The organism is Syntrophales bacterium, assembly GCA_023228425.1.
In the GTDB taxonomy this organism is placed as follows: Bacteria; Desulfobacterota; Syntrophia; order Syntrophales; family UBA2210; genus MLS-D.
The window spans coordinates 140,364-163,631 of the sequence record JALOBE010000002.1 but is presented as its reverse complement, the minus strand read 5'-3'; the positions used below and the strand labels follow the sequence as shown (position 1 = coordinate 163,631).

Genomic DNA, 23,268 nt, shown 5'->3' with positions numbered 1-23,268 from the left:
CTCCCGGGTATCGGCTCGTTCCGCCACGCTACTTGATGCAGACACGACGGACCTGGATGAAATCGGTAACTCCCCTTAACACTTTTTCGATGCCGTCCTGGAGCAGTGTCCGCATTCCCTGTTCTACGGCCTTGGTGCGAATGTTCTCAGCGGTCCCTTGTTTCTGAATGATATCTTTTATCTCGGGGGTCGCAACGAGCAGTTCATGAATGCCCATGCGTCCCCGGTAGCCTGTGCCGTCACAGACGGTACACCCCTTGGCCCGGTTGAGGGTCAGATCGTCACCGTGGGGGACGTTGAGCATAGCGAAGAGTTCCTCTCCGTAGTTCTCTGCAAGTTCGTCGCATTCCTCCCTTGTGGGGTGGTATGGTTCTCTGCAGGCCTTGCAGAGTGTCCTGACCAGACGCTGGGCAAGAATGCCCAACAGGGAATCGGCGAAGTTCAGGGGATCGATTCCCATGTCAAGAAGGCGGACGACCGTTTCAGGCGCACTGTTGGTATGAAGGGTGCTGAAAACCAGGTGTCCCGTCAGAGACGCTTCGATGCCTGTTTTCGCCGTTTCATGGTCGCGCATTTCACCCACCATGATGACGTCGGGGTCGGCCCGGAGGAATGACCGCATTGCCGAGGCGAAATCGAAACCGATCTTCGGGTTTATCTGAACCTGCCGCAACCCGTACTGGGTGATTTCCACGGGGTCCTCGGCGGTCCATATCTTGGTTTCCGGTTTGTTGATGAAATGCAGCGCCGCATGGAGCGTTGTCGTTTTTCCCGATCCCGTGGGACCCACCACCAGGCACATGCCGTAGGGTTTTACGAGGATGTTTTCCACCATCTCACGGTAGTTACGTTCTGAAAGACCCATGTCTTCCAGGGGCATGGTTTCCCCCTTGGCCAGGATACGCATAACCACATCTTCCATGCCTCCCTGGCTCGGGATCGTAGCGACGCGAAGCTCGATTTCATCACCCCGGGGCCGCCTGAACTTGATCTTGCCGTCCTGGGGAAGCCTCCGTTCCGTTATGTCCAGGTTCGACATGATCTTGATCCGCGACACCACGGCGTTTCGGTAGCCGAAGGGAACCCTCTGGTAGACCATGAGGATGCCGTCGACCCGAAACCTGACCTCAAGGGTTTTCTTGATGATGCTTGGTTCGATGTGAATATCAGAGGCATTTCTCGCATAGGCATCGTTGATGATTCTGTTGACCAGCTGCATGATGATACTGTCCGATTCGGTGATGTCCTCATCGACAGAGAGTTCGCTTTCGTCCTCGTCGCCGTCGAGCCTGCCGATGAGATCGGAGATAGTTCCCTCTGTATCGCCGGTCTGGTAGAAGTGATTGATGAACTTTACAATGTCTTCATAGAGGGCGATGTCATAGGTCACGTTCCGGGTCTTCAACAGTCGCTCGATCATGTCGCGCTTTATGATGTTGTTCGGGTCGTCGATAATGATCCTGATGGTTCCCTCTGTTCTCTCCAGGGGGACCCAGAGTTCCCGGCGCAGGTATTCCTCCTTCAGATTCTTGAGCAGATCGTAGGGGGTTGCAGTCTTTTCGCTGAATTCAACGAAACGGCAGTTATAAAATTCACTCAGGGAATTTCCGATTTCGCTCTTGGGTATCTTGAAGGTCTTCATCAGGTACTGTTCGATTGTTACCCGTTTGTCCCGCGCTTCCGCCCAGGACTTTTCCAGGTCCTCGACCCCTATGAGACCTCTTCGAATAAGGTAGTCGAACTTTGATTTTTTCTTCTGCTTGATACGTTCCTGGTTGTAAAAGGCCAGCCCCAGAACCTTGGCCATTTCCTCCACCAGGGACTGGTCTCTTGTACAGAACGCTTTGCCGCTCTTTGTGTTGATAAGCTGTACGACGCCGCGAATCGTGCCGTTGTATATGACCGGTACCGCCAGGACCTGCCGTGTCGTGACCCCCGATTTCAGGTCCCAGCGCCGGTCGAAGCTCAAATCCTTGTCGATGCTTCTCAGTTCCGCATCATCGTAGGCGTCGGCGATGTTCAGGACCTTCTTTTTGGCTGCCACGCAGCCGGCAATGCTGTGGTTGTCGATGGGAAGGCGGATTTCTCCGAGGGTCGACCCTGTAAGCATCATCGAGTATATTTCGTTCGTGGTATCATCGATTACGTAGATCGTCATGGAATTGGCGTCAAACAGGCTGAGCATCTCGTCCCGCAGGTCCACGAGGATCTGCTTTACGTTCTTTGACGCGTGGATCTTGTAGGTTATATCCTGAAATCTTTTCTGGTAATTCAGCTGCTGTTCCAGATCGGTGACCTGGCGATCGTCGGGATTATCGTTCCCGACGGCGGTTTTTGAAAGTGCTGTCATAGAGGGCTCTCTGCTTTCCATGGACGTTGTGATATCTTATAGCATTCCTGCCGTCATGCTGACAATAGAATTTCTTCCGATTTTGTCCAGTAAAAAAAACACGTTGACGCCGCTTTTAACCTTCCGGGGCGGAGGGTTGTGCGGTTTCCTTCTTAAAACTCGCTGCGTTCGAGATGCCTGCATCCCGCCCACATCGGAAGCAGGCATGTTGCCGATGTCGCCGCCAGCGCCACGATCCAGGATGCCGTGAGGCAGAGACGGAATGTCGCTTCAGTCATGGCGTGGTGAACTTCATAGGCAAAATAGGGCAGGGCGAAAATAAAAACAAGAACCATCACATAGACCAGGGCGATTATGAAATTCAGCGTTCCCCCGAATCCGGAGACGATACGGGAGGGATTTTCCTCCTTGAAGTTCGGGTAGAGCGATCCGAGGCCCAGGGCGAGCCCCACCAGGGCGGCGCTCGCCAGGGCGGCAAGTGAGCAGGTTATGATAAAAAGGTCCCGCGGTGTTTCGAGCATCAGGTTTGTGGACACCATGAGCAGTTCACTTATCAGGAGGAGGGGGACGAGATTGAAGAAGAATTTCTGCATGACCAGTTGCCGGAACGTCAGCCGGGCAAGGCCCAGCATCCAGACCTTGTTCCCCTCAAGGCTTACCTGGGGGAAGAGAAACCGTACACTGAAGCCAGCCAGTACCAGGAACGTGGCAGCCAGGTTGAGGTAGACAACGATCATCTTCCAGTAGGGATTGTCCACCGACATGGGCATGGAGCGGAGGTTGAATATGTAGACGCCGAGGATGGCCAGGTAGATGGTGAACTGTGAGTACTGGCTGAAATCACGATAAAATATCCTGATATCTTTGATGACCAGGGCGGCTATCGGCCGTGGAAGGATAGAAAATACTCTGAACAGGTAATTCGCCGGACCTGAGTCAGGGGAGTGTACTCTCCGTTTGGAACGGTTCTGTGAGGCGAGCCAACCCCCGTAAAACAGTCGCTTCGCCGCAAACCGGTTGATCTGAAGCGTTACCAGCGACGTTGCCCCGTAAACGGAAAAGTACACCAGCGCGACTGATGGTTGCGCCGCCGCCGCCCGGATGATGGACGAGGCCATCCAGTACCCGGGATAGAAGGGATGTTTCAGGATTCGGAGGTGATGGAGAAAGGTTCCCATGAAAGAGACGATGTCGCTGTCCGCACGGGCCTCAGGGGCGATTGTCGTCCTGTAGTACCAGTACAGCACGACAAGAACCAGGAGAACCACGGCTATAAAGAAATACCTTACTCTCCGGTAGTCGAAAAGCCGGACCATGACCAGAACGACCGGGGCGGCCATCGCCGTTGGAAGTATGACGAAGACAGCGAACCAGCCGGGGATGGCCAGGTAAAACCAGGGGGAGGCGCTCTTGATGAGGGCATAGGCGATGAGAAAGGGAATGCCGAGAAACAGGAAGGCCCAGGAACTGAAAATGCCTGCCTGGATGAGGCGGTAAAAGTAAATGGTCTCATGGTCCACGGGCCGGGAAAAGAGAAACCGGACTTCAGGGGAACCGAAAAGCGTCGAGTGGCAGACGATGACGGAACTCAGGGCCAGCATGATAAAGAGAACGGCAAAGAAAATGTACAGAGCTTCGTCGACAAGCACCGGCCCGACGATGGGAATGGTATGGAAGAAGGTCAGTCCCCGGTGGAAGAGAAGGAAAGCCCCGAACCAGAAGAATGTCGTGAGGGTTGCTATGAAAACAATCTTGAGGGGCGGTTCGCGCCGGATACCGGCGATGCTGTTTTTCAGAATCCTGAACCTGGCGAAGGCGAGGCCCCGCATGCCGTCCATGGCGTCAGTCCTCCGCCGTCATCTTGAGGAACACGTCTTCCAGCCCTTCGGAATCCACGGCGGCCTTCTTGATGTCCCCGGCGTTGCCCAAGGCGACAAACTTTCCCTGGTGGATGATTCCAAGGCGGTCGGAGATTTCTTCGGCCAGGGAGAGCGTATGGGTCGACATGAACACCGTGGTCCCTCCCAGGGCCCGTTTTCGCAGAATATCCTTCACGAGGCGAATACTTCTCGGGTCGAGGCCGACCATCGGTTCGTCAATGATGATAATTCGCGGATCCGACAGCAGGGCCGAAGAGATGACGATTTTCTGGCGCATGCCGTGGGAATAACTTTCAAGGAGCTGGTTCGCCTGGTCTTTCATGAGGAAAAGCTCGAGAAGTTCCTCGGTATCGGCCCTGTAGCGCCGGGGATCGAGCCGGTAGAGTTCACCGGTGAAATAAAGAAATTCTCTGCCTGTGAGTTTTTCGTACACGTAGGGGATGTCCGGAATATAGCTCATTATGGATTTTGCCCTGTCCGACTGCCCGGCCATGTCGAAGCCGCCGACGAAAACCCTGCCTCCTGTCGGTTTGAGCAGGCCCGCCACGAGCTTCAGTGTGGTGGTTTTGCCCGCGCCGTTCGGTCCGATGATGGTAAAAAATTCTCCTTTCCCGATGACAAGAGACAGGTCGTCAACGGCGACTGTTTTTCCGAAACGCTTTGTAAGGTTCCGCAGTTCGATCATTTCATTTACATCTCTTCGAAATCGATAATTTCAAGCCCGATCCTTCCCATGGTCATCGCTATGCGCCCCTGGGCCGAGAAATCGCCCGAAACCAGTTCCAGGTGAGTCGCGTCTGCCACAGCTTCTCCAAATGTGGGGTCCATGTCCACCCAGGTTCCCACGAATACCCGAGGCCAGGCATGGTAATAAAAGGCGCCCTCCAGGTATACCAGGCCTGCGGACATATCCGCCGGTATGCCCGCCGCCCGGGCCAGGGCGACGAAGAGGGACGTGTGTTCGTTGCAGTCCCCCCGGCGGTGCTTCAAAACCTCCGTCGCGATGGGGACATGGGGATTCGGGACTTTCTCGATGTTCCGGTACACCCAGTCGCTGATAAGGCGGGAGGCCTTCCAGGCGTCTGTCTCGCCGCCCACGATGCTTCGGGCCATGGCCCCTATGGCGGGATCGTTGCTGTCGATCCAGAGGGAGGGTTCCAGGCGGGACTCAGGCTTTGGACCGGCAGCGGGCAGAGAAATCCCGCCGAGGGATGATTCGTCGTGAGCGGTTATGCGGATCAATCCCCGGTCGGGATCGAGAAGCACCTGGCGGGGCTCCCTGCAGGGAATGTCCGCGATGTCACAGCCGGAGACCCTCAGCGTCAGGGAGCGTACCGATCGGGGACGGGGGAGTTTTCCTGACGCGGGCACGGCAACCTTCTCCAGGATGTCAACCGGCGTGAGAGCCGAAGCTTCGAGGTGCCGCTGAACCGATTCACGCGATTCCGCCACGATGGACCAGCCGTTGGGCGTTTTCTCCCGGACCACCAGGCCCCGGTCGTCAATCCACGATGTAGTCGTCAGGCCCGCGATATGTGTTTCCATGACCAGAAGACCCTCTTCCCTGTCGAGTACGCGGAGGGTCGCCGTTTCTGACTGGAGGGTCATGGGGTTGAGTACTCGGAGGAGGCGGGTGTCCCCCGGTGACAGGTCCGTTCCCCGATAGACCTGTACGATGCCCTGGTCGAGAAAGACACGGTCATCCAACTCGAAAAATTTCCCCATGGTAACATCGCCGTAGGCCATGGTGACATGAAGTCCGTCCCCCGATCGTCTGCCGCTGACGGTAATCCCGACGAGTCCCGATATGGCCGTTTCAAATTCCAGGAGACGATGAGCGTCATCGAGCAGCTGTCGGCTTTCGATGAGAAGTTCCCGGGGTTGGCCGAACATGCCGAACCTGAGAAGGGAGGTGGTGGCCGCCGTGAATCCCTCTGTTCCGCGACCGTAGAGAACGTGTACATACCCTATCCAGACGTCGTCCACATAGACGCTTCGCCAAGAGTCGATTTCGGTTTCGGCAGGAATGCGAAGTTCGAAAGACTGCGGTTCGACAGTCCCCGGGAGGAGATCCTCCTGTTTCAAAAGAAAAAAGAGGGTCCCTCCCCAGACGATAAGGATAAGAAGATTGGCGGCTATTTTGAAGGCGCGGGACGATCTCATGGCGGCGGTCTGTATCCGATGTTTTTCCAGACTATACCGTAATCCGACCCCACGATACAGGTGAATTTTGAGGGGACCGTCACTGTTTTTTTGTTTGCCAAAACACTGCGGGACCATTACAGTATCACCCATATGAACCCGGAACGGAGGGGAGGAGAAAAATCCCGGCCGGCGTCATGAAGGCCGCAGAAGTAAGCGGCTGCGGTTCCCCCCGGAGGAAGAGGAACATCAGCGGCTCCGCCGCCTCCCATAGCCGGCGGACAAACCGGAAATCCACAAAAAACGGTTGTTCTTTATCTCCCAATGTGGCAGAGTACGGAACTTATGACCCGGGTCATTTCCAGGGGACGTGCTGAAAAGGGGATCACGGTGAAGCTCATGCCCACGGACGCCCTGTGCTGTATCGATAGGGCCTGCGAAGCCATGCTATCGACGCGGGCATACGCGCCGCGGGATCGCCGATGCACGAGAACAACCTGCTTCCGTCCATGGCGGATGCCCCTCTCACCGGCGACTTCCTCCGGGCATCCTGCCGGAAGCCGCTTTCGGATCCTGTGGGTGGGTCGGCCGATGCAACGTCTGTAACTACATAAAGAGGAGGTTCAACTATGGAGCGGTATGTCTGTGATGTATGCGGCTATGTCTATGACCCCGCCGAGGGGGATTCAGAGGGCGGCATCCCTGCGGGGACCCCCTTTTCAGACCTGCCGGAGGATTGGACCTGTCCCGTCTGTGGAGCCGACAAGAGCCAGTTTTCACCGGAATGAAAGAAGGAGAACTCGTAGAAAGTCGAAAACGTCTGATAGATGACGGCTTTGTAAAAACCCCTTGCGGTTCGGCGCGCGCATCCTGAGGAGTGATGCGTACTGTGAAGTACGCCGCAGTGACGAAGGAAAGAGCGCGATCGAGCAGCATTCGGCCTTAGTGCCGGAAGGCGTGCCTCCGGCACCATTTGTACGAAACCGTCGGAGGATACTACGGGACGAGAGGCGTCATCCATGAACATCACCATCAAGGAGGCACTGAAGCGGGCCTTCGACGGAGAGGCAAAAGCCGTGTTGCGGTTGAAGGTATATGCCGAAAAAGCAGACAAGGAAGGCTATCCCCAGATCGGGAGGCTTTTCAGGGTTATCGCGGCCTCGGAAGCCATACACGGAACCCGGGCGTTGAAGTTGTTGCGGGAGATCCGATCCACTGAAGAGAACCTCGCGGCGAGTTTCGAGTCGGAAGAGTCGGTGGCTCAGGTCGCCTACTCGGAATTCATCAAAAAAGCGCAGGAGGCCGGGGACAAGACGGCCGCGCTGTATTTCACTCACAGCAGGGATGTGGAAGAAACACACGCCCGGCTTTATAAGGATGCCCTGAACGCCATGGCTTCGGATCATGAAACGCTCTACTATATCTGCGACCTTTGCGGCTACGTAGCCGAGGGTGGTGTCCCTGACGCCTGTCCTGTCTGCGGGGCCCCACAACAACGATTCTTTGAATTTGATGATACAAGCTGCAGGTAACCATTTTTTCCACCGAAGCCGCGCTGCACTCGAAGGATGCGGTCGCTCCGGCGTCCTGAATCCTTTGAGGGCGGTACCGGCAGGTGTCGCCGGAAGGTTGGCTCCATGAGTCTCGACAGATGGCTCGGGGAGGCCTCCATCACGAACAAGAGCCTTTCCTACAAGCTGAAGATCATATTCGCGCTTTTTTTTCTCGCGCCCACGTTCGGCTTTCTTTTTTTCGCTCTCAAAAACGACATTCTGACGGACAGCGCTACCCCCTGGTACTTTCTGATGATCCTCGTCTTTTCTCTTGCAGGCGTGATGGTCCTCAGAAGAACCTTTGACCGTGTTTCGCACATGTCAAGGAGTCTGGCCGACCGGGCTTCGTCTTTGCCCCTCGAGGTACACCCCCGATTCGGCGCCGATGAGTTGAAAGTCATAGCCGAGTCCTTCAGCGCCGTCGAAGAGCGGCTCTCGGCGACCCATGACATGCTTGAAAACAAGGTATCGGATCTTTCCGTTCTCAAGGAACTGGCTGACCTGTGCTACGTTACCCTGGATCCTGAAGAGGTACTGTACATGACCCTCGAGCGGGCCCTGAAACTGGCGAGGGCCGATATCGGATCGGTTATGCTGATCGACCGGGAAGACAGGGACCACTTTGTCGTCAAGGCATCCATCGGCACGGGTACCCTCATTTCCATCGGAGATCGTATAAAGTTTTCCACGAGTATCGCCAAGTACGCAGTTATGAACAAGTCACCCCTGGTCATCGAGAATATCGAGACGGACAGCCGATTTGGCCGAATCAACCGTTCTCAGTACGGAACCAAGTCCTTTATCTGCATGCCCATCAAGACAATCAGGGACATAATCGGCGTGATCACCGTTTCGCGAAGAATGGATCAAGCGCCTTTCACCACGGAGACGGCCGACATCATATCTCCCCTCATCAGCAACGCCGCCTTCACCTTTGAAAACCTCCGCCTCATGCGGGAGCGGGAGCGAAAGGCCAGGACGGTCCAGGTGCTTGACCGGGTATCCGTTGCCCTCGGATCGAGTCTCAGGGGGAAGGAACTGGTTCAGACCATACTGAATGAGGTGCGCAATGAGATGGGGTTCCAGCGGGCGGCAGTCCTGATACACGACAGCACCCGTACGGATGAACTCCAGCTGTACGATTTTTACGAGCCGGGAGATTCCCCTCTCAAGCATGGAACGCGCTATTCGGCCGATACTTCCTTTTTCGAACAGGTCATACGGCAGGGAATGTCCCTTGTCATCCACAAAACGACGGATCTTCCGCCTTCACCCGAAAAAGATCTTCTTGCCGGGACAATCTCGGGTTCCGCCCTCATCGTCCCCATGAGAAATGATGGAACTGTTATGGGGGTTCTGATTCTATGCGGGCTGAAGAAAGAAGAGGCGGAAGGAATGCGGGACTTCATAAAACAGGTGAGTTCCTCCCTGGCTCTTGCCGTTTTAAAGAACGAGTTGTCCACGACGGTAGCCCGGAAAAGCGGCGAGCTGGCGACACTCAAGCAGATAGGAGGGGTCCTCGCATCGTCGATCTTTGACATAGACAGGGTGCTTTCCTACACCATGGACATGATCAGGAATACCATGGATGCGGAGGCAGGGTCATTACTGCTTGTGGAGAACAACGAGCTCGTTTTCGCCGTTGCTTTCGGTCTGGACACGCAAGCTCTGAAAAGCAGTCCCCTGAAGCTGGGGCAGGGGATCTCGGGTTATGCGGCCGCCCGGGGGGAGACGGTGGTGGTCAATGATGTGAAGGCTTCAAGCTTTTTCCTCGGAGAAATCGATTCGAGGACTCTCTTCAATACACGATCGGTCCTGGCGGTTCCCCTCATATCGCAGGGCAGAGTGATCGGCGTTCTGAAGGTACTCAACAAGATAACCGATGATTTTAATGATGACGACACTCGGCTTCTCCAGTCGATCGCATCCTCGGTAAGCATTGCCCTGGAAAATGCCCGCCTCTACAGGGAAACCCTCTCTCTGGCGGAACACGAACGGGAAGTGAGAAAAATATTCCAGAAATTCGTGCCGAAAGAAGTGGTGGAGAAGATCATTCACGGTACCGAAACCGGCGTTATGGTGCATGATGAGTTTCGCACGCTGACGCTGCTCAATCTCGATATCAGGAATTTTTCAGTCCTGGCGCGGCGAATCGGACCGCAAAAGACCGTATCCCTCCTTAACCGCTTTTTTTCCGTCATGGGTGAAATCGTTTTCGAGAATGACGGGATCGTTGACAAATACCTCGGTGACGGCTTCCTCGCCCTCTTCGGAGCCTTGGTCTCAAGCCCCTCCGACGCGGACAATGCTGTCAGGGCTGCCCTGGAAATGAAAGAAGCCCTCCACGATCTGAACAAGCTGCTTATGGCACAATTTCAGGTATCACTGGCCATAGGCGTCAGTATACACACCGGTGAAGTCGTCGTGGGCAATATCGGTTTCGAGAAGAAAATGGATTACACCGTCATAGGCGATTCCGTCAATACCCTGTTCCGGCTTCAGGAACTGACGAAACAAAATACGCAGGGAATCCTCATGAGTGAAATGACCCGCCGGGCAACCCAGTCCCACTTCAACCTCCGGGAAGCGGGTACGATTACTGTTGCTGAAACCCCCGGGGGAATTGTCATATTCGAGGTCATCTCCGATTCGGTGAAATTCCCGGGCGCCCCCGGGAATGCCGTCGGTCACTGAGCGTTTCCGGTTGTATTCATACCTGTCGTGTCTATGGAGGAAGTCATGGGACGTAATGTAAGAACGATTATAATCAGCCTCGTTGTCTGTGCGGTGCTTCTCTGTTTCCTGACGCCGGCCCGGTCGGATGAAGGACCTCCCGTGTTCACCCTGGAAGAGAGCATTTCCATGGCCCTCGAGAGAAGCCTTCACATACGATCAGCCCGGGAACTCGTCCGGGAATCGGAATCCCTGCGAAAGGAGCGCTTTACTTCCTTTCTGCCTGCCCTGAGCACATCTTACGGCTATCGCAGGCTCGATGAAACGCCGACGATGTCATTCCCCGGCATGGGAGAGCGAACCACGGGGACCCGGGACAACTATGTCTGGTCCCTGGAGTTGACCCAACCCGTCTTTACCGGCGGAGCCCTGTCGGGCAGCTATGATCTTGCGGCCCGGGGTGTTCACATATCGAAACTCCAGGAAACGACAACCATCCAGGATGTCGTTCTCGATGTACGGGAAGCCTATTTCGCGATTCTGACGGCTGAGAGGGTTCGCGAGGTTGCCCTGCAGGCCGTGGAACAGCTCAGGGCGCACCGTGACACGGCCCAGAGCTTTTACGACGTGGGCGTCATCCCGAGAAATGACCTTCTCCACGCCGAGGTTGAGCTTGCCGACGGCATACAGAACCTCATGGTTGCCGAAAATTCCCTGGAACTGGCGAAGGCCCGCTTCAACACAGTACTCCGCCGTGATATCGGCGCTCCCGTGGCTGTAGAGGATATTCTGACCTACCGCCCCTTTGAAGGAAACCTCGAGGCCTGCCTGGCGGAAGCCATGGCCGGAAGGTCGGAGCTTGAGATCTATGAACTCCAGGTTCAACAGTCGGAACGGGCCGTCAACGTTACAAAAAGCGGGTTCTACCCATCCGTGGCTTTCACGGCCAACTACTCCCGCTACGGTGACACACCGGGCGTGAGCGGCAACAGCTACACCGACAAGGACGACTGGTACCTTCTGGCGGTGGCGAAGTGGAATTTCTGGGAGTGGGGGAAAACCAGGTACGCTGTCGATGCTTCACGACGTCGAGTCGATCAGGCTCGCAATGCCCGTGACAACCTGAGCGAACTGATAGCCCTGGAAGTAAAGAACGCCTACCTCAGCCTGCGGGAAGCGGAGCATCGCATCGCGGTGACAGAGGCGGCTGTCCTGCAGGCCGAAGAAAATTATCGTCTCAACGTGGAGCGTTACCGGGAGCAGGTGGGTACCACGACGGAAGTGATCGATGCCCAGACGCTGCTCACCCGTGCCCGATCAAGCTATTTCAATGCCCTCAGCGCCTATCATCTTGCCCTCGGAGAACTGGAACGGGCCATGGGAACAATTTACGAGGTACCGGGGAATGGCGGGTGATAACCATAAAGAAGAACATAATAAAAATGCTTCCATCTTCCTGAAATTTCTTGTTTTCTGCTTTTTTCTCTTCACGGTTCTTGTGACCGCCGCCGGATGCGGCAACGATACCGACACAGGGCGTGTTCAGCCACCGCCACCGGGCGAGAAGCTGCGAGTCAGCGTTGAGGTGGTGTCCGTCCGGACCGGTGAGATCTATGCTCCCATCCATGCCACGGGAACGGTGGTGCCTGTCCGGGAATCCAGGGTGGGGGCCAGGGTGTCGGGACGGATACTGGCCGCCTTCGTCGACGAGGGTGACGACGTCGTCCGGGGGCAGGCTCTGGCAGAACTCGAACAGGAGGACTACCGCCTGGCCCGGAACAGCGCGGCGGCACAGCTCGCGGCGGGCAGGGCGTCCCTCGATGAGGCACGTCTGAACCTTGTCCATGCGGCCCGCGAGAAAGAACGTATGGAACATCTCTATGAGCGGCACGTCATATCACGACAGAACTATGATACCGTAATCACAGCCCACGCCATGGCCCTGGCCCGGGTGGAAGCCCTGGCGGCCCAGGCGAAAGCCGCCGAGGCGGCCCTTGAGATAGCGGAGCGGAATCTGGCTGACGCGGCGATCCCGGCTCCTTTTTCGGGGTATGTGGCGAGAAAAATGACAAACCAGGGAGAAATTGTTGCTCCCGGAACACCACTGTTCCTGATTTTCGACATCAGCAGGGTACGAACGGAGGTTAAAATCCCTGAAGCAGATCTTGGCAGAATTTCGGTAGGTACTCCCGTGGTTATCGAACTTAACGGTATCCCGGGCAGACTATTCCAGGGCGCCATCTCGGAAATCAATGCCACCATAGATCCTGTGAGCAGGAACTTCACCGTGAAAATCGACATCCCCAACGATGAGCGTCACATCCGGGCCGGCATGTTCGCCCGGGTAACCATAAAAACGGACGCTGTGGCCGATGTCATTATCGTTCCCGAGCGAGCCCTGGTGACGGATGGCGAGGGGAAGACGGCCCTGTTCGTTCTTGACGGGGACAGGGCGCGCTTCAGGCGGGTCCGGACGGGAATGAGGGCGGGCGGACTCGTTGCCATAGACGAGGGGTTGGTTCCGGGGGAGCCTGTTCTCGTGTCGGGGAACTTCGGACTTGCCGATGACGAGCAGGTTGCCGCCCGTGATGCAGAATACTGAGGCTCACAGGCAGAAGACTTTTAGGCCATGACACTACCTGAACTGTCGGTCAAGCGGAAGATCACCGTTCTCATGATCATCCTGATCATAGCCTTTTTCGGTTTCCTGGCCCTTTCCAATCTCGGCCTGGACATGATGCCCGAACTGGAATACCCCGCCGTGTCTGTCATCACCTCATACGAAGGGGTCTCTTCTGAAGACATCGAAAATCTCATAACAAAGCCCATTGAAGAAGTTGTCGGTTCCGTCCAGAACGTGAAAAGCGTCAGGTCCGTTTCACAGGAGGGGCTTTCGGCGGTGATAGTCGAGTTCGAGTGGGGTGTTACCCTGGACTTCGCCGCCCAGGACGTGCGGGAAAAACTTGCCTGGCTCACGGATTATCTTCCCGAGGAAGCCGACACGCCGATGGTTTTGAAATTCAGTGCCAGCGATTATCCCATTCTGTATTACGGTGTCACCGGCATGGAAGATACCCGGGTACTCCGGACCTTTCTCGAAGACGTGGTAAAGCCTCGCCTGGACAGGATCGAAGGGGTCGCATCAGTGTACATCATGGGCGGCCTTGAGCGGGAAATCAATATTTACATTGATCGTGACAAGCTCCGGGCCTTCAATCTCACTATCGAGGCGGTTGTCGCCCGGCTTGCCCGTGAAAACGTGAACATCTCGGGCGGACGCATCATCCGGAAGAACAGGGAATACCTGGTGCGAACCATGGGTGAGTACCGTGACATGCGCTCCATACGCGACACCATCGTGGTCATGCACGACGACACGCCCGTGTACGTCCGGGACCTTGCCGAGGTTCGCGATACCTACAAGGAGATCAGGAACCGTGCGCGCACGAATCACCGGCCTTCGGTCATTGTCATGATCATGAAGCAGGCCGGGAAAAACACGGTCACCGTTTCCCGGGAGATCAAGGCCACGATAGAAGAAATGCGACCTCGCATGCCTGAAGATCTGATGTTTTATCCCGTCATGGATCAGGCCCGCATCATTACGCAGGTGACCAGGAACACCGGCATGAACGCCTTCACCGGGGCCGTCATAGCAGTGATCATGGTTTTCCTCTTTCTCTGGAACTGGCGCTCCACCATAACGATTGCCCTCGCCGTTCCCCTGTCGGGCATCACCACAGCCATCGGTCTTTATGCCTTCGACTATACGCTGAACATCATGACCCTGGGCGGTATGGCACTGGGGGTGGGCATGCTCGTCGACAATGCCGTCGTGGTGATTGAAAGTATTTTCAGGCACCGGGAAGAGGGGAAACCGCCCGACGAAGCGGCGGCCCGTGGAGCCGAGGAAGTGGGAATGGCGATAACGACCTCGACGCTCACCACCATATCGGTCTTTCTCCCCATGGTGCTGGCATCGGGTATGGCCGGGCGACTGTCGCGCCCCCTCGCTGTGACGGTTGCCATGGCGCTTATGGCGTCGCTTTTCGTGGCCCTTACCATAGTTCCCATGGTTTCATCGGTCTTTGCTTCAGGAAAAGAGAACGGGCCGGGGAGGACGGAGGCACGGGCGGGGCTTGTCTTCGACCGGATCAGGGAATGGTACCGGTGGGCCCTCCGATGGTGCCTGCAGCGCCGGGTCCTGGTGACGGCCACTGCCGTCATCGTGTTCATTGCAAGCCTCGGATCGGTGTCGCTCCTGGGCCGGGAGTTCATGCCATCCGGCGACATCCCGATTATTTCCCTTCGGGTGAACCTGCCCATGGGAACCACGCTGGACGAAACGGACCGCATCATCAGGTCTCTTGAGACAATCATCCTGGAGCAGCCCGAGACACTCTATTGCGCCTCCTTCGTGGGGCTTTCCCAGGAAGGCAAGATCGAGGCCTCCTGGGGGGCAGGTCCGACGGGCGTTAACGAGGGCACCGTGTATGTGCGCCTGCTGGACAAGGAGCTGCGGGTGAGGTCCACTCAGGAGATTACCGACAGCCTGCGCGGGCGACTTCCGGTCATCGAGGGAGCAACCTTTGATTTCTTTGACATTCAACAGCTATTCACGGGAGGAGCAGGCGGGATGGCTCCCGTGGAAATAAAGATCTTCGGAAGCGACCTCGAGGTTCTTCAGGCCGTCGGTGATGACGTGATGGCCAGGGTGTCGTCTGTTGAAGGCCTTCGGGATATCGACACCACCCTGAAAATAGGAAGGCCCGAACTGCTTGTCCACATCGACCGCGAACGGGCGTCACAGGCGGGACTCACAGTCTCGCAAGTGGCCCAGACCACGCGGGCCGCCCTCATGGGCGTCGTTTCCACCCGATACCGCGAGGCCGGCGATGAGTACGACGTCCGCGTGCGCTACCGCGAACAAGATCGAAAGACAGTGGAGCATCTGGACAACGTGACCATCATGTCTCCCAGGGGAGACCACATACCTCTCTACCAGGTCGCTTCCGTCGAAGACGGGCTGGGACCCCTGACCATCACCCGGGAAGACCGGGAGCGGAAAGTGACCATACAGGCCAATACCTTTCAGCGTGACATCGGAAGCATTATGGACGACATCTCTGAAAAGACCGCCGATCTGGCTCTTCCGCCGGGCTATTTCATAGAATACGGCGGCTCGTACAAGGACATGCGGGAAGCCTTCACGTCTCTCTTCCAGGCCTTTCTGATCGCCCTCCTGCTGATCTACATGATCATGGCGGCCCAGTTCGAGTCTCTCCGACATCCCTTTGTGATCATGCTTACCGTCCCCCTGTCGTTCATCGGTGTCGTCCTGGGCCTCCTTCTGTTCGGCATGTCCCTGTCCGTTCCGGCCTTCATGGGCCTCCTCATTCTTGCGGGGGTGGTGGTGAACAACGGCATCGTCATGGTGGATTACATCAATCGTCTCAGGCGTCGGGGGATGGACGCCTTTGAGGCAGTCGTCCAGGGTGCCTCGGTCAGGCTCAGGCCCGTCATGATAACGACCTTCACGACGGTTTTCGGCATGCTTCCCATGGCTCTCAGCCGGACCCAGGGCTCGGAGCTCCGGTCTCCCATGGCCGTCACCGTGGCCTTCGGACTCCTTCTCTCCATGCTGCTCACCCTGTTCGTCATCCCGGTGGTGTACGCCACGGTTGACCGGATCAGGACGAAGGAGGGCGGACCATGACCGTACAGGTGCGCAACCTGGTCTTCGAGGGCGGCGGCGTCAAGGGTATTGCATACGTGGGTGCCATGGGCGTCCTGATGGGACGGGGTATGCTCGACGCCATTCTCCGGGTGGGAGGTTCAAGTGCCGGCGCGATAAATGCCCTGGTATACGCCTTGGGATACACCCTCGAAGAACAGAGAGACATCCTCAAATCAACGGACTTCAAAAACTTCATGGACGATTCCTTCGGGGTTATTCGCGATGTCCGCCGACTTGCCCGGGAATTCGGGTGGTACAGAGGGGATTTCTTTTCCACCTGGATCGGCTCGATCATTGCCGACCGGCTGGGAAACGCCCGGGCGACCTTTGATGACCTGGCGAAACAGGGTGGTCCCGATCTTTACGTGACAGGAACCAATCTTAGCACGGGCTATGCCGAAGTATTCTCCCGGGAACGACAGGGTGACATGCCCCTGGCGACCGCCCTGCGGATCAGCATGTCCATCCCCCTCTTTTTCGCCGCCGTCCGCCGGGGAGAACGCAACGATGTCTATGTGGACGGCGGCATGGTACTCAATTATCCCGTAAAACTATTTGACCGCCAACGGTACATCGATATGGAGGATGAGGGGGCGGCGGCCAGGCAGACGTCCTACTACGCCCGGGAGAACGAACGCTTTCTCGCCCTCCGGCCCGGTCGCAGTCCCTATGTGTATAATCGGCAGACCCTGGGCATGCGTCTGGACACGAGGGAGGAAATCGCCCTTTACCGCTACGACGAGCTTCCGTCCGGTCGGGCCATCAAGAAATTCTCGGACTTTGCCGGGGCACTCGTAAAGACGGTCCTCCGGGTGCAGGAGAACCAGCACCTTCACAGTGATGAAAGCAAGAAAATAGGTCTTATATAGTCAATTGGAAGGTCAAGGCCGCTGTCTAGGCCTTCCCCTTCACCACGCCCCGCCCCGGTCAATCATCGGAGGCGGGTTTGTCACTATTGAAGAAAGATAATACAAAGCCCCCGGAGAATCCACCCACCTGACAGCAATTTTTATCCTCTGCAATATCCGCCACTTCTAAACAATCACAAGCCCAACTTAAACGAACCTGTCAAAATCCCTACAATATAGACAAAGGATCAGCGTTTATCTTTATCAAAAACATACCGTTGAAAGGGGGTTTTATTGTCTAGAAACGGTTTTCTTTACCTGGGGCATATATTTACCTGCCTGAAACGGATCGGCGTTTCTAGGGCGCTAATTCGGTTGTTTCTGATTGGGCATTTTTCACAATCATGTATTTGCTATAAATATAAAAACCCATTCTTTTTATAAATTCTGTATTTCATTATTATCAATGATTCTTTGAGGTTATAAAATTAGACCTAAATAATTCGTCAGAAAATGACTTTTTTCTAGACTTTTGTTCGTTAATAATATATATTAAATAATAATAACGAACCGGAGGAATGAAGATGCGGAAATTGACAATGAGGCAAGCAAGAAAACGGGCCGGAATGACCCAACAGGAGCTTGCTGAAAAGACAGGGTTCCAGCAGTCGAATTTATCTATGCTTGAACAAGGCAAAACCCGTCTGCTCGATTTACTTCCGCTGATGAAGATTGAACAGGTCCTTGATGCGGTGGGCGAAATCGAATGGGAAGCCGCCCCCCCCGATCTTGCCAATGTCACGTTGCAGGCTGTCCAGAATCTTTTTGATGCGCGTTATCCCATTGATGCGGCTCTGGTCCATGTCGCTCGACTGTATCGGCAAGGGGCTTTTGTTCAGCTTCTGGTCCTTGCCGGGTATGACCGACCCAGCATCGAAAAGATTGCTCAGCAAGTTGACGAGGCAACGCAAGGTTTTACAGAGAAAGAGAAGGATAAAATCATCGCTATATTGGAAAGGCGGTGGACTAAAACGAAGGAGGAATCCGAGTGAAACTGAAACACCTAAACTGTAACGCCGTTGCGCCGTGGACAGTCAAGAACGGGAAGTTGACAGCTCCGGTCTTGCTAGCGGTTCCCGGTATTCATGCAGGGAGCAATGGGCCTGTATTGTGGCCCATCGGAGTTTTGGAACGTCATGCAAAGGACTTCAGCAATATCCCGGTTACAATGCGACATCCAGAAAATTCGGAAGGGCATTTCGTATCTATCAACTACAGCGCTCAGGTTCAACAGAAGTTCAGCCGAGGCGTTCTGGTGGGTACGAAGTACGACCAACGGCGGAAGGGGGTTATTGGGACAATCGAAATCCCCATCAACACGGCGGACTTATCGCTATGCCAACGGGCCCGCAATGTCAGTCTTGGGGTTTTTACCGAGGATATTCTTGTCTCAGGTTGGCTGGAGGACACTTACTTTTCGGCCATCGTGACAGAAATCGTTCAGGCCGACCATCTGGCACTTCTGCCCGATCAAGACCCGGCTTGCGTCGGGACAGGAATCGGGAACTATCAAAAGGAAGGAGCAGGAATGGAAAAACATTTGTACCCCCTGGGCGTTCGAGTCGCAGAGGAAGAAGAGGAAAAGAAAGCACCTTGTCAGGCGGCACTTCGGGAAGAAGCCGATCGCCGCAATCTGCTGTTACCAACCGGCATGGGCGGGAAAGACCAAGAACCCCAACGACCGAGCAATGACAATCCAAACGTTTTGATGCCAACCGGCTTGAATTGAAGGAGGTAGGAAGATGGCAGGACGAAGACGATACAGAATAGGCATAAACCCCGAATATGACAGAAGATTTGACCGACTGGCACAGTCCAGTTTTATCCTCAATCCCGGTGGGGCATCATCCACGGCGTGGAACTTCGGGCACTTACACAGCATGACCACGCGCCGGGGCTTGGAACAATTGCTGTCAGAGTACCGGGGCGATGCTGATGGAACGTTCAAAACGGACAGGCTTGGAACAGCCACGCCAAGCCATCAGCTGAAAAAAAAGATGCAAATTGATGAACTCAACGAAAGATTTGAGCATCTCAATCAACACCGAATTAACCGGGGTATGCGCCCGCTGACGACGATGAATGATGAAATGTACAGTGAATTGATGAAGCTGGAAGCAGAACAGGATATTCTCAAAGACGAGGTCAAAAAGCTGGAAGAATTACTCGCCCAAAAAATCGAAGCCGAAAGCAGGACCGATGACAAAGCGGTCCTTCAATACGGTCCTCGTGGGGATTCATATTCCGGAAGGCTGGACAAAGTAATCACCGAATTAGATGGGCAGATGGTCAGCCCCGATCCTTCAGGCGTTCTCCGAATTCGTGACGAGCGAAGCCCATATCATGGGATGGATGTCATCGACTACCGGGAACAAGTAATTCCAACCTTTCATGCGCAACAGAAAAAGAAACGAGCGGAACGACTTGCACGGGCGCAACAAGCCGCACGAGAACGAGGTCTGCCCGTCCCTATGAAGCCTCCCATTACTGGCGGGGTGATCCGGAAAGAGGATCTTCCGGGCTGGCCCGCCGACGTGGAAAAATTCAACTGGGCAAAGGTACAGTAAATGAATCGGCAGGGTTTTCAACCGGCGGGGTTATGGTGGGGTTTTGTCAATTTTCTCCCCTGCCGCCTCCTTCCTACGCCGGGGAATTTTTCCCTGCCGCTACTGGACGTGCGGTCCGGGTTTTGTATTTGGTGGGGGGATGATCCATCCCACGCCTGTCGTCTCCTTTTGCCGGACCGCACGTCCCTTTTCCTTCTCCTTTTCAAGGAGTTGAGAGGGGGTTTATGGGTCTAGAATCGATTTACTCAATGGAGTCCATATAAAGACATGCCTTGGCATTAAAACGGCGCATAGCTTGAAAAACATAGTTTTATTGCCGGGGGCTGGGCTTGCAACCGAAAAGTTGGTTTCCCCAACCGACCTGCCCCAGGCATTCTTTCGACAGGGGAACGCTAGGAAAATTTGGCGTATAAATATAGTGAAATTATGATGTTAATCAGTTTCCATATTGGTAAAGACATGCTGGGGGCTAGGGTAGCTCCCGAAAGACAGGTCACGACCTCGCACTTGTCCAGCCCCCGGCCATTATTTACTTGCGAGGTCGATCAAGGAAAGCGAGGTCAATGGACATGGAACAGTCAAGAAGCTCCCCATTTCGGGGCAAGGTAGCACTTGAGGCCAAGAAGCAAAAAGAGCAACGGCGACAACAGCAAAAAGAATTGTTCGCGGAGAAATATGACAAGACAACTATCTTCGAGTTTCCAAAGGCCGAGGTGAATATGAACAGACATTTTTTCTTTCCAAAGATATTCGGTCCCGGTCTATTTGGGGACCAATGGAGCAAAGCGTCAATCGCCGTTTATCCGGTCATGTGTTCACAGGCAAATTTCGAGCATAACGATTGGTTCCAAATATCACAAGAGAACATCGGGAAGATGGCCGGGATCGGAGGGGGCACTGTTCAAAAGGGGATTAAAGAACTTGTCGACGGTGAGTATAAACTAAAAACAACAGACGAGAACGGGAAAGGTACAGCGGTTCCCCTATTGGAAGTGAAGATGACATCAGAAGGCACCCGCCATTTCTACCTCTATCGGGCCGGATTTATCCGCAGGAATATGATCCCCCATTGGAAAGGTGATTACTTTTTATTTTTTGCTTGCCTTATCGACAGTGGGATATGGGCGAAACTGAAACCCCGGGCGAAGGCGCTATATCTGGCAATGCGGAGCGTGGCTGTTCAGGACTACGAACTTTACCGTGACGTAGAAACCGACAACGGGTTTGAGTGGATGACTTCCCATGACGAGTATATCCGTACCCGTAAATGGGACGTTGTGACAATACCCCTTGCGGAATTGGGACGACACGCAGGGGTCAACGTAACAAATATCAAAGCTCCAATGAAGCAATTGGAGAAATACCGGCTCGTGGAAAGAATTGACAAATGGTTCAAGGTCTATCTGAAACCGAGGATAAGATGATAGGGGAAAACCCATATATGGGAAATCCCCATTTTTGTTATCCTTATCTTTGGTCTCCTTAATAGCCGTTTAGTTTTCGAAGGGTAATCCCTTTAGTTTTCGAACGAATATTCGTCTATTAAAAATCAAGGATTGCCCTATTAAAAATCAAGGATCGTTCTATTAAAAATCAAGGATCGTTCTATTAAAAATCAAGGATTGCCCTATTAAAAACCAAGGATATATATAAGAGTATTAAGATGGAGAATAAAATATTTTAAGATATTCTAAGCGTCCATCATAAATGATGGACGTATAGAAGAAGATAGCAGATAGATGGAAAATTATTAATTTTTAATAAATGGAGAATTTTTCCCATTAATCAAGGCCGGAAGGTCGGACCATAAAGGAGGAATTGGCAATGGCCCAAGCATGTCGAGTCTGTAATCATGACAAGAGAATAGAGCTGGACAGGAAAATCCTGCAAGGAAAGAGCATCGCCAGTATATCACGTGAGTATGGTGTGTCGGAGGATGCCCTGTACCGTCACCGGGACAATCACATTACCCGCCAGCTGGCAACTGCTATGGCGCAGAAGGAGCTTCACCGGTCAATGGACCTGTTAGGAGAGATTGATGAACTTCTACGCCGTACCAAGCGGATCATGAACAAGGCCGAGGAAAAGGATAATCCGAGGCTTGAATTAAAGGCGATAGCCGAAGCACGGGGCAGTTACGAATTGTTGAGTAAAATTGCCCTTACCCTGCACCAGATCAAAATCATGGAATTGGAGCAGGAGCAAAAGCAGATCGAGCAGGACAATACTTCTGACCTTTCCATGCTCAATGATCGAGAACTTGCTATGTTTGAAAGACTGGTCAGTAAGATTCATAAAGCTGATCCGTCCATTGAAGTTCTACGGGAGCGGAAAGCCGTTCCTTTTATCTCCCCCGGTGTAACTGATCCGGCTATTGATTCAGAAGAACCGAGCCCGGTTGATGAGGATGAACCGTCCAATCTATTGCGAGTTCAGCCGCTCAAGGCTAGACTCATCCCGGGTTAAACGCTGTTTTCCGCTTCTATACGACGTTTTAATGCCAAGGCATGTCTTTATATGGACTCCATTGAGTAAATCGATTCTAGACCCATAAACCCCTTCTCAACTCCTTGTTTTGAGCCTTTGTAGACCCTTCCTGTCCCGTGATGCAGGACTGTGGCTCATTAGGGAATCATATATTAATTTTTATTTTTAAGAATCCATTAAAAAAGCTTGATTTTTTCATTCAAGTATTATATATTACTAATGAAAGGAGGTGATAAAGTGAAGAAGGCCTACGGATATTTAAGAGTTAGCGGATCGGGACAAGTCAAGGGTGATGGCTTCCCACGACAAGAAAAGGCAATCAGGGACTACGCAAAGAAGTGCAAGATTGAAGTTGTCGCCGTTTTCAAGGATGATGTGTCAGGGACCAAGGGAGAGGAAGACCGTCCAGCATTTCAGGAGATGGTTTCAGAAATTCTGAAAGATGGAGTACGGACGATTATTGTTGAAGGGCTTGACCGCCTTGCCAGGGAATACCACGTCCAAGAAACGTTACTTATCTATCTGGCCAGCAAGGACATTGAATTACTATCAGCCAGAACAGAGGAAAATGTTACGGAAGCGATCATGGCCGATCCTATGCGAAAAGCCCTTGTCCAGATTCAAGGCATCTTTGCCGAACTGGAAAAGAATCTACTCGTCAAAAAGCTCATTGCTAGCCGGGAAAGAATCCGGGCCACAGGGGTAAAGTGCGGAGGCCGGAAGGGATACCGGGAGACGGAAGAAGGAAAAGCGGTACTTCGGAAGATCAGAGCATTGCGGCGTAAGACAAAGGATGGCAGACGCAGAACATGGCAACAGATAGCCGATATTCTGAACGCTGAAGGCGTAAAAACAATGGATGGTCAACCATGGACGCTATATAGATGTGAACAAATCACCCGTACAAGCAAGGCGAAGCCAAAAAAGTAGTCCCGGCGAGGCTGGCACCCATACCGGGACTGATGCAAATC

General features: G+C 54.1%; 17 protein-coding genes. 13 read left to right on the top strand and 4 right to left on the bottom strand.

Annotated features, from left to right (window positions below; translation table 11 throughout):
- Window positions 1-28: 28 nt before the first annotated feature.
- The 4 genes from tadA to M0Q23_01615 all read right to left on the bottom strand — a co-directional run bounded on the left by tadA (window position 29) and on the right by M0Q23_01615 (window position 6,393).
- The gene (tadA, locus tag M0Q23_01630) at window positions 29-2,350 is read right to left on the bottom strand and encodes a Flp pilus assembly complex ATPase component TadA (GenBank protein ID MCK9527349.1); all 2,322 of its coding nucleotides are present in this window, start codon (window positions 2,348-2,350) and stop codon (window positions 29-31) included.
- Window positions 2,351-2,502: 152 nt separating this feature from the next.
- Window positions 2,503-4,188, bottom strand: a complete 1,686-nt coding sequence (locus M0Q23_01625; GenBank protein ID MCK9527348.1) for a hypothetical protein — start codon at window positions 4,186-4,188, stop codon at window positions 2,503-2,505.
- Between the two features lie 4 nt (window positions 4,189-4,192).
- Window positions 4,193-4,915 (bottom strand): ABC transporter ATP-binding protein, encoded by a 723-nt coding sequence (locus tag M0Q23_01620; GenBank protein ID MCK9527347.1) that lies wholly within the window; start codon window positions 4,913-4,915, stop codon window positions 4,193-4,195.
- 5 nt (window positions 4,916-4,920) lie between these two features.
- Window positions 4,921-6,393 (bottom strand): transglutaminase-like domain-containing protein, encoded by a 1,473-nt coding sequence (locus M0Q23_01615; protein ID MCK9527346.1) that lies wholly within the window; start codon window positions 6,391-6,393, stop codon window positions 4,921-4,923.
- 608 nt (window positions 6,394-7,001) lie between these two features.
- Here M0Q23_01615 and M0Q23_01610 point away from each other — a divergent pair.
- The 13 genes from M0Q23_01610 to M0Q23_01550 all read left to right on the top strand — a co-directional run bounded on the left by M0Q23_01610 (window position 7,002) and on the right by M0Q23_01550 (window position 23,227).
- Window positions 7,002-7,160: a rubredoxin gene (locus M0Q23_01610; protein MCK9527345.1), complete on the top strand. Its 159-nt coding sequence runs from the start codon at window positions 7,002-7,004 to the stop codon at window positions 7,158-7,160.
- 231 nt (window positions 7,161-7,391) lie between these two features.
- Complete coding sequence (locus tag M0Q23_01605; GenBank protein ID MCK9527344.1) at window positions 7,392-7,904, top strand: rubrerythrin family protein; 513 nt, start codon at window positions 7,392-7,394, stop codon at window positions 7,902-7,904.
- A gap of 105 nt (window positions 7,905-8,009) precedes the next feature.
- Window positions 8,010-10,619, top strand: a complete 2,610-nt coding sequence (locus M0Q23_01600) for a GAF domain-containing protein (protein MCK9527343.1) — start codon at window positions 8,010-8,012, stop codon at window positions 10,617-10,619.
- Between the two features lie 45 nt (window positions 10,620-10,664).
- On the top strand, window positions 10,665-12,014 hold the full coding sequence (locus tag M0Q23_01595; GenBank protein ID MCK9527342.1) for a TolC family protein: 1,350 nt from the start codon (window positions 10,665-10,667) through the stop codon (window positions 12,012-12,014).
- Entirely contained in the window at window positions 12,004-13,200 is a 1,197-nt protein-coding gene (locus tag M0Q23_01590) for an efflux RND transporter periplasmic adaptor subunit (protein MCK9527341.1), read from the top strand. The genes M0Q23_01595 and M0Q23_01590 overlap by 11 nt, the downstream gene beginning before the upstream one ends.
- Window positions 13,201-13,227: 27 nt before the next feature.
- Complete coding sequence (locus M0Q23_01585; GenBank protein ID MCK9527340.1) at window positions 13,228-16,314, top strand: efflux RND transporter permease subunit; 3,087 nt, start codon at window positions 13,228-13,230, stop codon at window positions 16,312-16,314.
- The gene (locus M0Q23_01580; GenBank protein MCK9527339.1) at window positions 16,311-17,204 is read left to right on the top strand and encodes a patatin-like phospholipase family protein; all 894 of its coding nucleotides are present in this window, start codon (window positions 16,311-16,313) and stop codon (window positions 17,202-17,204) included. Before M0Q23_01585 ends, M0Q23_01580 begins: the two co-directional genes overlap by 4 nt.
- 557 nt (window positions 17,205-17,761) lie before the next feature.
- The gene (locus M0Q23_01575; GenBank protein ID MCK9527338.1) at window positions 17,762-18,235 is read left to right on the top strand and encodes a helix-turn-helix transcriptional regulator; all 474 of its coding nucleotides are present in this window, start codon (window positions 17,762-17,764) and stop codon (window positions 18,233-18,235) included.
- Entirely contained in the window at window positions 18,232-18,972 is a 741-nt protein-coding gene (locus M0Q23_01570; GenBank protein MCK9527337.1) for a hypothetical protein, read from the top strand. The genes M0Q23_01575 and M0Q23_01570 overlap by 4 nt, the downstream gene beginning before the upstream one ends.
- A gap of 13 nt (window positions 18,973-18,985) precedes the next feature.
- The gene (locus tag M0Q23_01565) at window positions 18,986-19,810 is read left to right on the top strand and encodes a hypothetical protein (GenBank protein ID MCK9527336.1); all 825 of its coding nucleotides are present in this window, start codon (window positions 18,986-18,988) and stop codon (window positions 19,808-19,810) included.
- Window positions 19,811-20,373: 563 nt separating this feature from the next.
- Window positions 20,374-21,234: a hypothetical protein gene (locus M0Q23_01560; protein ID MCK9527335.1), complete on the top strand. Its 861-nt coding sequence runs from the start codon at window positions 20,374-20,376 to the stop codon at window positions 21,232-21,234.
- A gap of 400 nt (window positions 21,235-21,634) precedes the next feature.
- Complete coding sequence (locus tag M0Q23_01555) at window positions 21,635-22,276, top strand: hypothetical protein (GenBank protein ID MCK9527334.1); 642 nt, start codon at window positions 21,635-21,637, stop codon at window positions 22,274-22,276.
- Between the two features lie 258 nt (window positions 22,277-22,534).
- A complete protein-coding gene (locus M0Q23_01550) occupies window positions 22,535-23,227 on the top strand; it encodes a recombinase family protein (protein MCK9527333.1) in 693 nt (230 codons plus the stop codon).
- Window positions 23,228-23,268 lie beyond the last annotated feature (41 nt).

What these genes read in the sequence shown, in the direction of transcription:
- tadA (MCK9527349.1), bottom strand. Translation starts at nt 2,350, where the DNA reads ATGACAGCACTTTCAAAAACCGCCGTCGGGAACGATAATCCCGACGAT.
- M0Q23_01625 (MCK9527348.1), bottom strand. Translation starts at nt 4,188, where the DNA reads ATGGACGGCATGCGGGGCCTCGCCTTCGCCAGGTTCAGGATTCTGAAA.
- M0Q23_01620 (MCK9527347.1), bottom strand. Translation starts at nt 4,915, where the DNA reads ATGATCGAACTGCGGAACCTTACAAAGCGTTTCGGAAAAACAGTCGCC.
- M0Q23_01615 (MCK9527346.1), bottom strand. Translation starts at nt 6,393, where the DNA reads ATGAGATCGTCCCGCGCCTTCAAAATAGCCGCCAATCTTCTTATCCTT.
- M0Q23_01610 (MCK9527345.1), top strand. Translation starts at nt 7,002, where the DNA reads ATGGAGCGGTATGTCTGTGATGTATGCGGCTATGTCTATGACCCCGCC.
- M0Q23_01605 (MCK9527344.1), top strand. Translation starts at nt 7,392, where the DNA reads ATGAACATCACCATCAAGGAGGCACTGAAGCGGGCCTTCGACGGAGAG.
- M0Q23_01600 (MCK9527343.1), top strand. Translation starts at nt 8,010, where the DNA reads ATGAGTCTCGACAGATGGCTCGGGGAGGCCTCCATCACGAACAAGAGC.
- M0Q23_01595 (MCK9527342.1), top strand. Translation starts at nt 10,665, where the DNA reads ATGGGACGTAATGTAAGAACGATTATAATCAGCCTCGTTGTCTGTGCG.
- M0Q23_01590 (MCK9527341.1), top strand. Translation starts at nt 12,004, where the DNA reads ATGGCGGGTGATAACCATAAAGAAGAACATAATAAAAATGCTTCCATC.
- M0Q23_01585 (MCK9527340.1), top strand. Translation starts at nt 13,228, where the DNA reads ATGACACTACCTGAACTGTCGGTCAAGCGGAAGATCACCGTTCTCATG.
- M0Q23_01580 (MCK9527339.1), top strand. Translation starts at nt 16,311, where the DNA reads ATGACCGTACAGGTGCGCAACCTGGTCTTCGAGGGCGGCGGCGTCAAG.
- M0Q23_01575 (MCK9527338.1), top strand. Translation starts at nt 17,762, where the DNA reads ATGAAGATGCGGAAATTGACAATGAGGCAAGCAAGAAAACGGGCCGGA.
- M0Q23_01565 (MCK9527336.1), top strand. Translation starts at nt 18,986, where the DNA reads ATGGCAGGACGAAGACGATACAGAATAGGCATAAACCCCGAATATGAC.
- M0Q23_01560 (MCK9527335.1), top strand. Translation starts at nt 20,374, where the DNA reads ATGGACATGGAACAGTCAAGAAGCTCCCCATTTCGGGGCAAGGTAGCA.
- M0Q23_01555 (MCK9527334.1), top strand. Translation starts at nt 21,635, where the DNA reads ATGGCCCAAGCATGTCGAGTCTGTAATCATGACAAGAGAATAGAGCTG.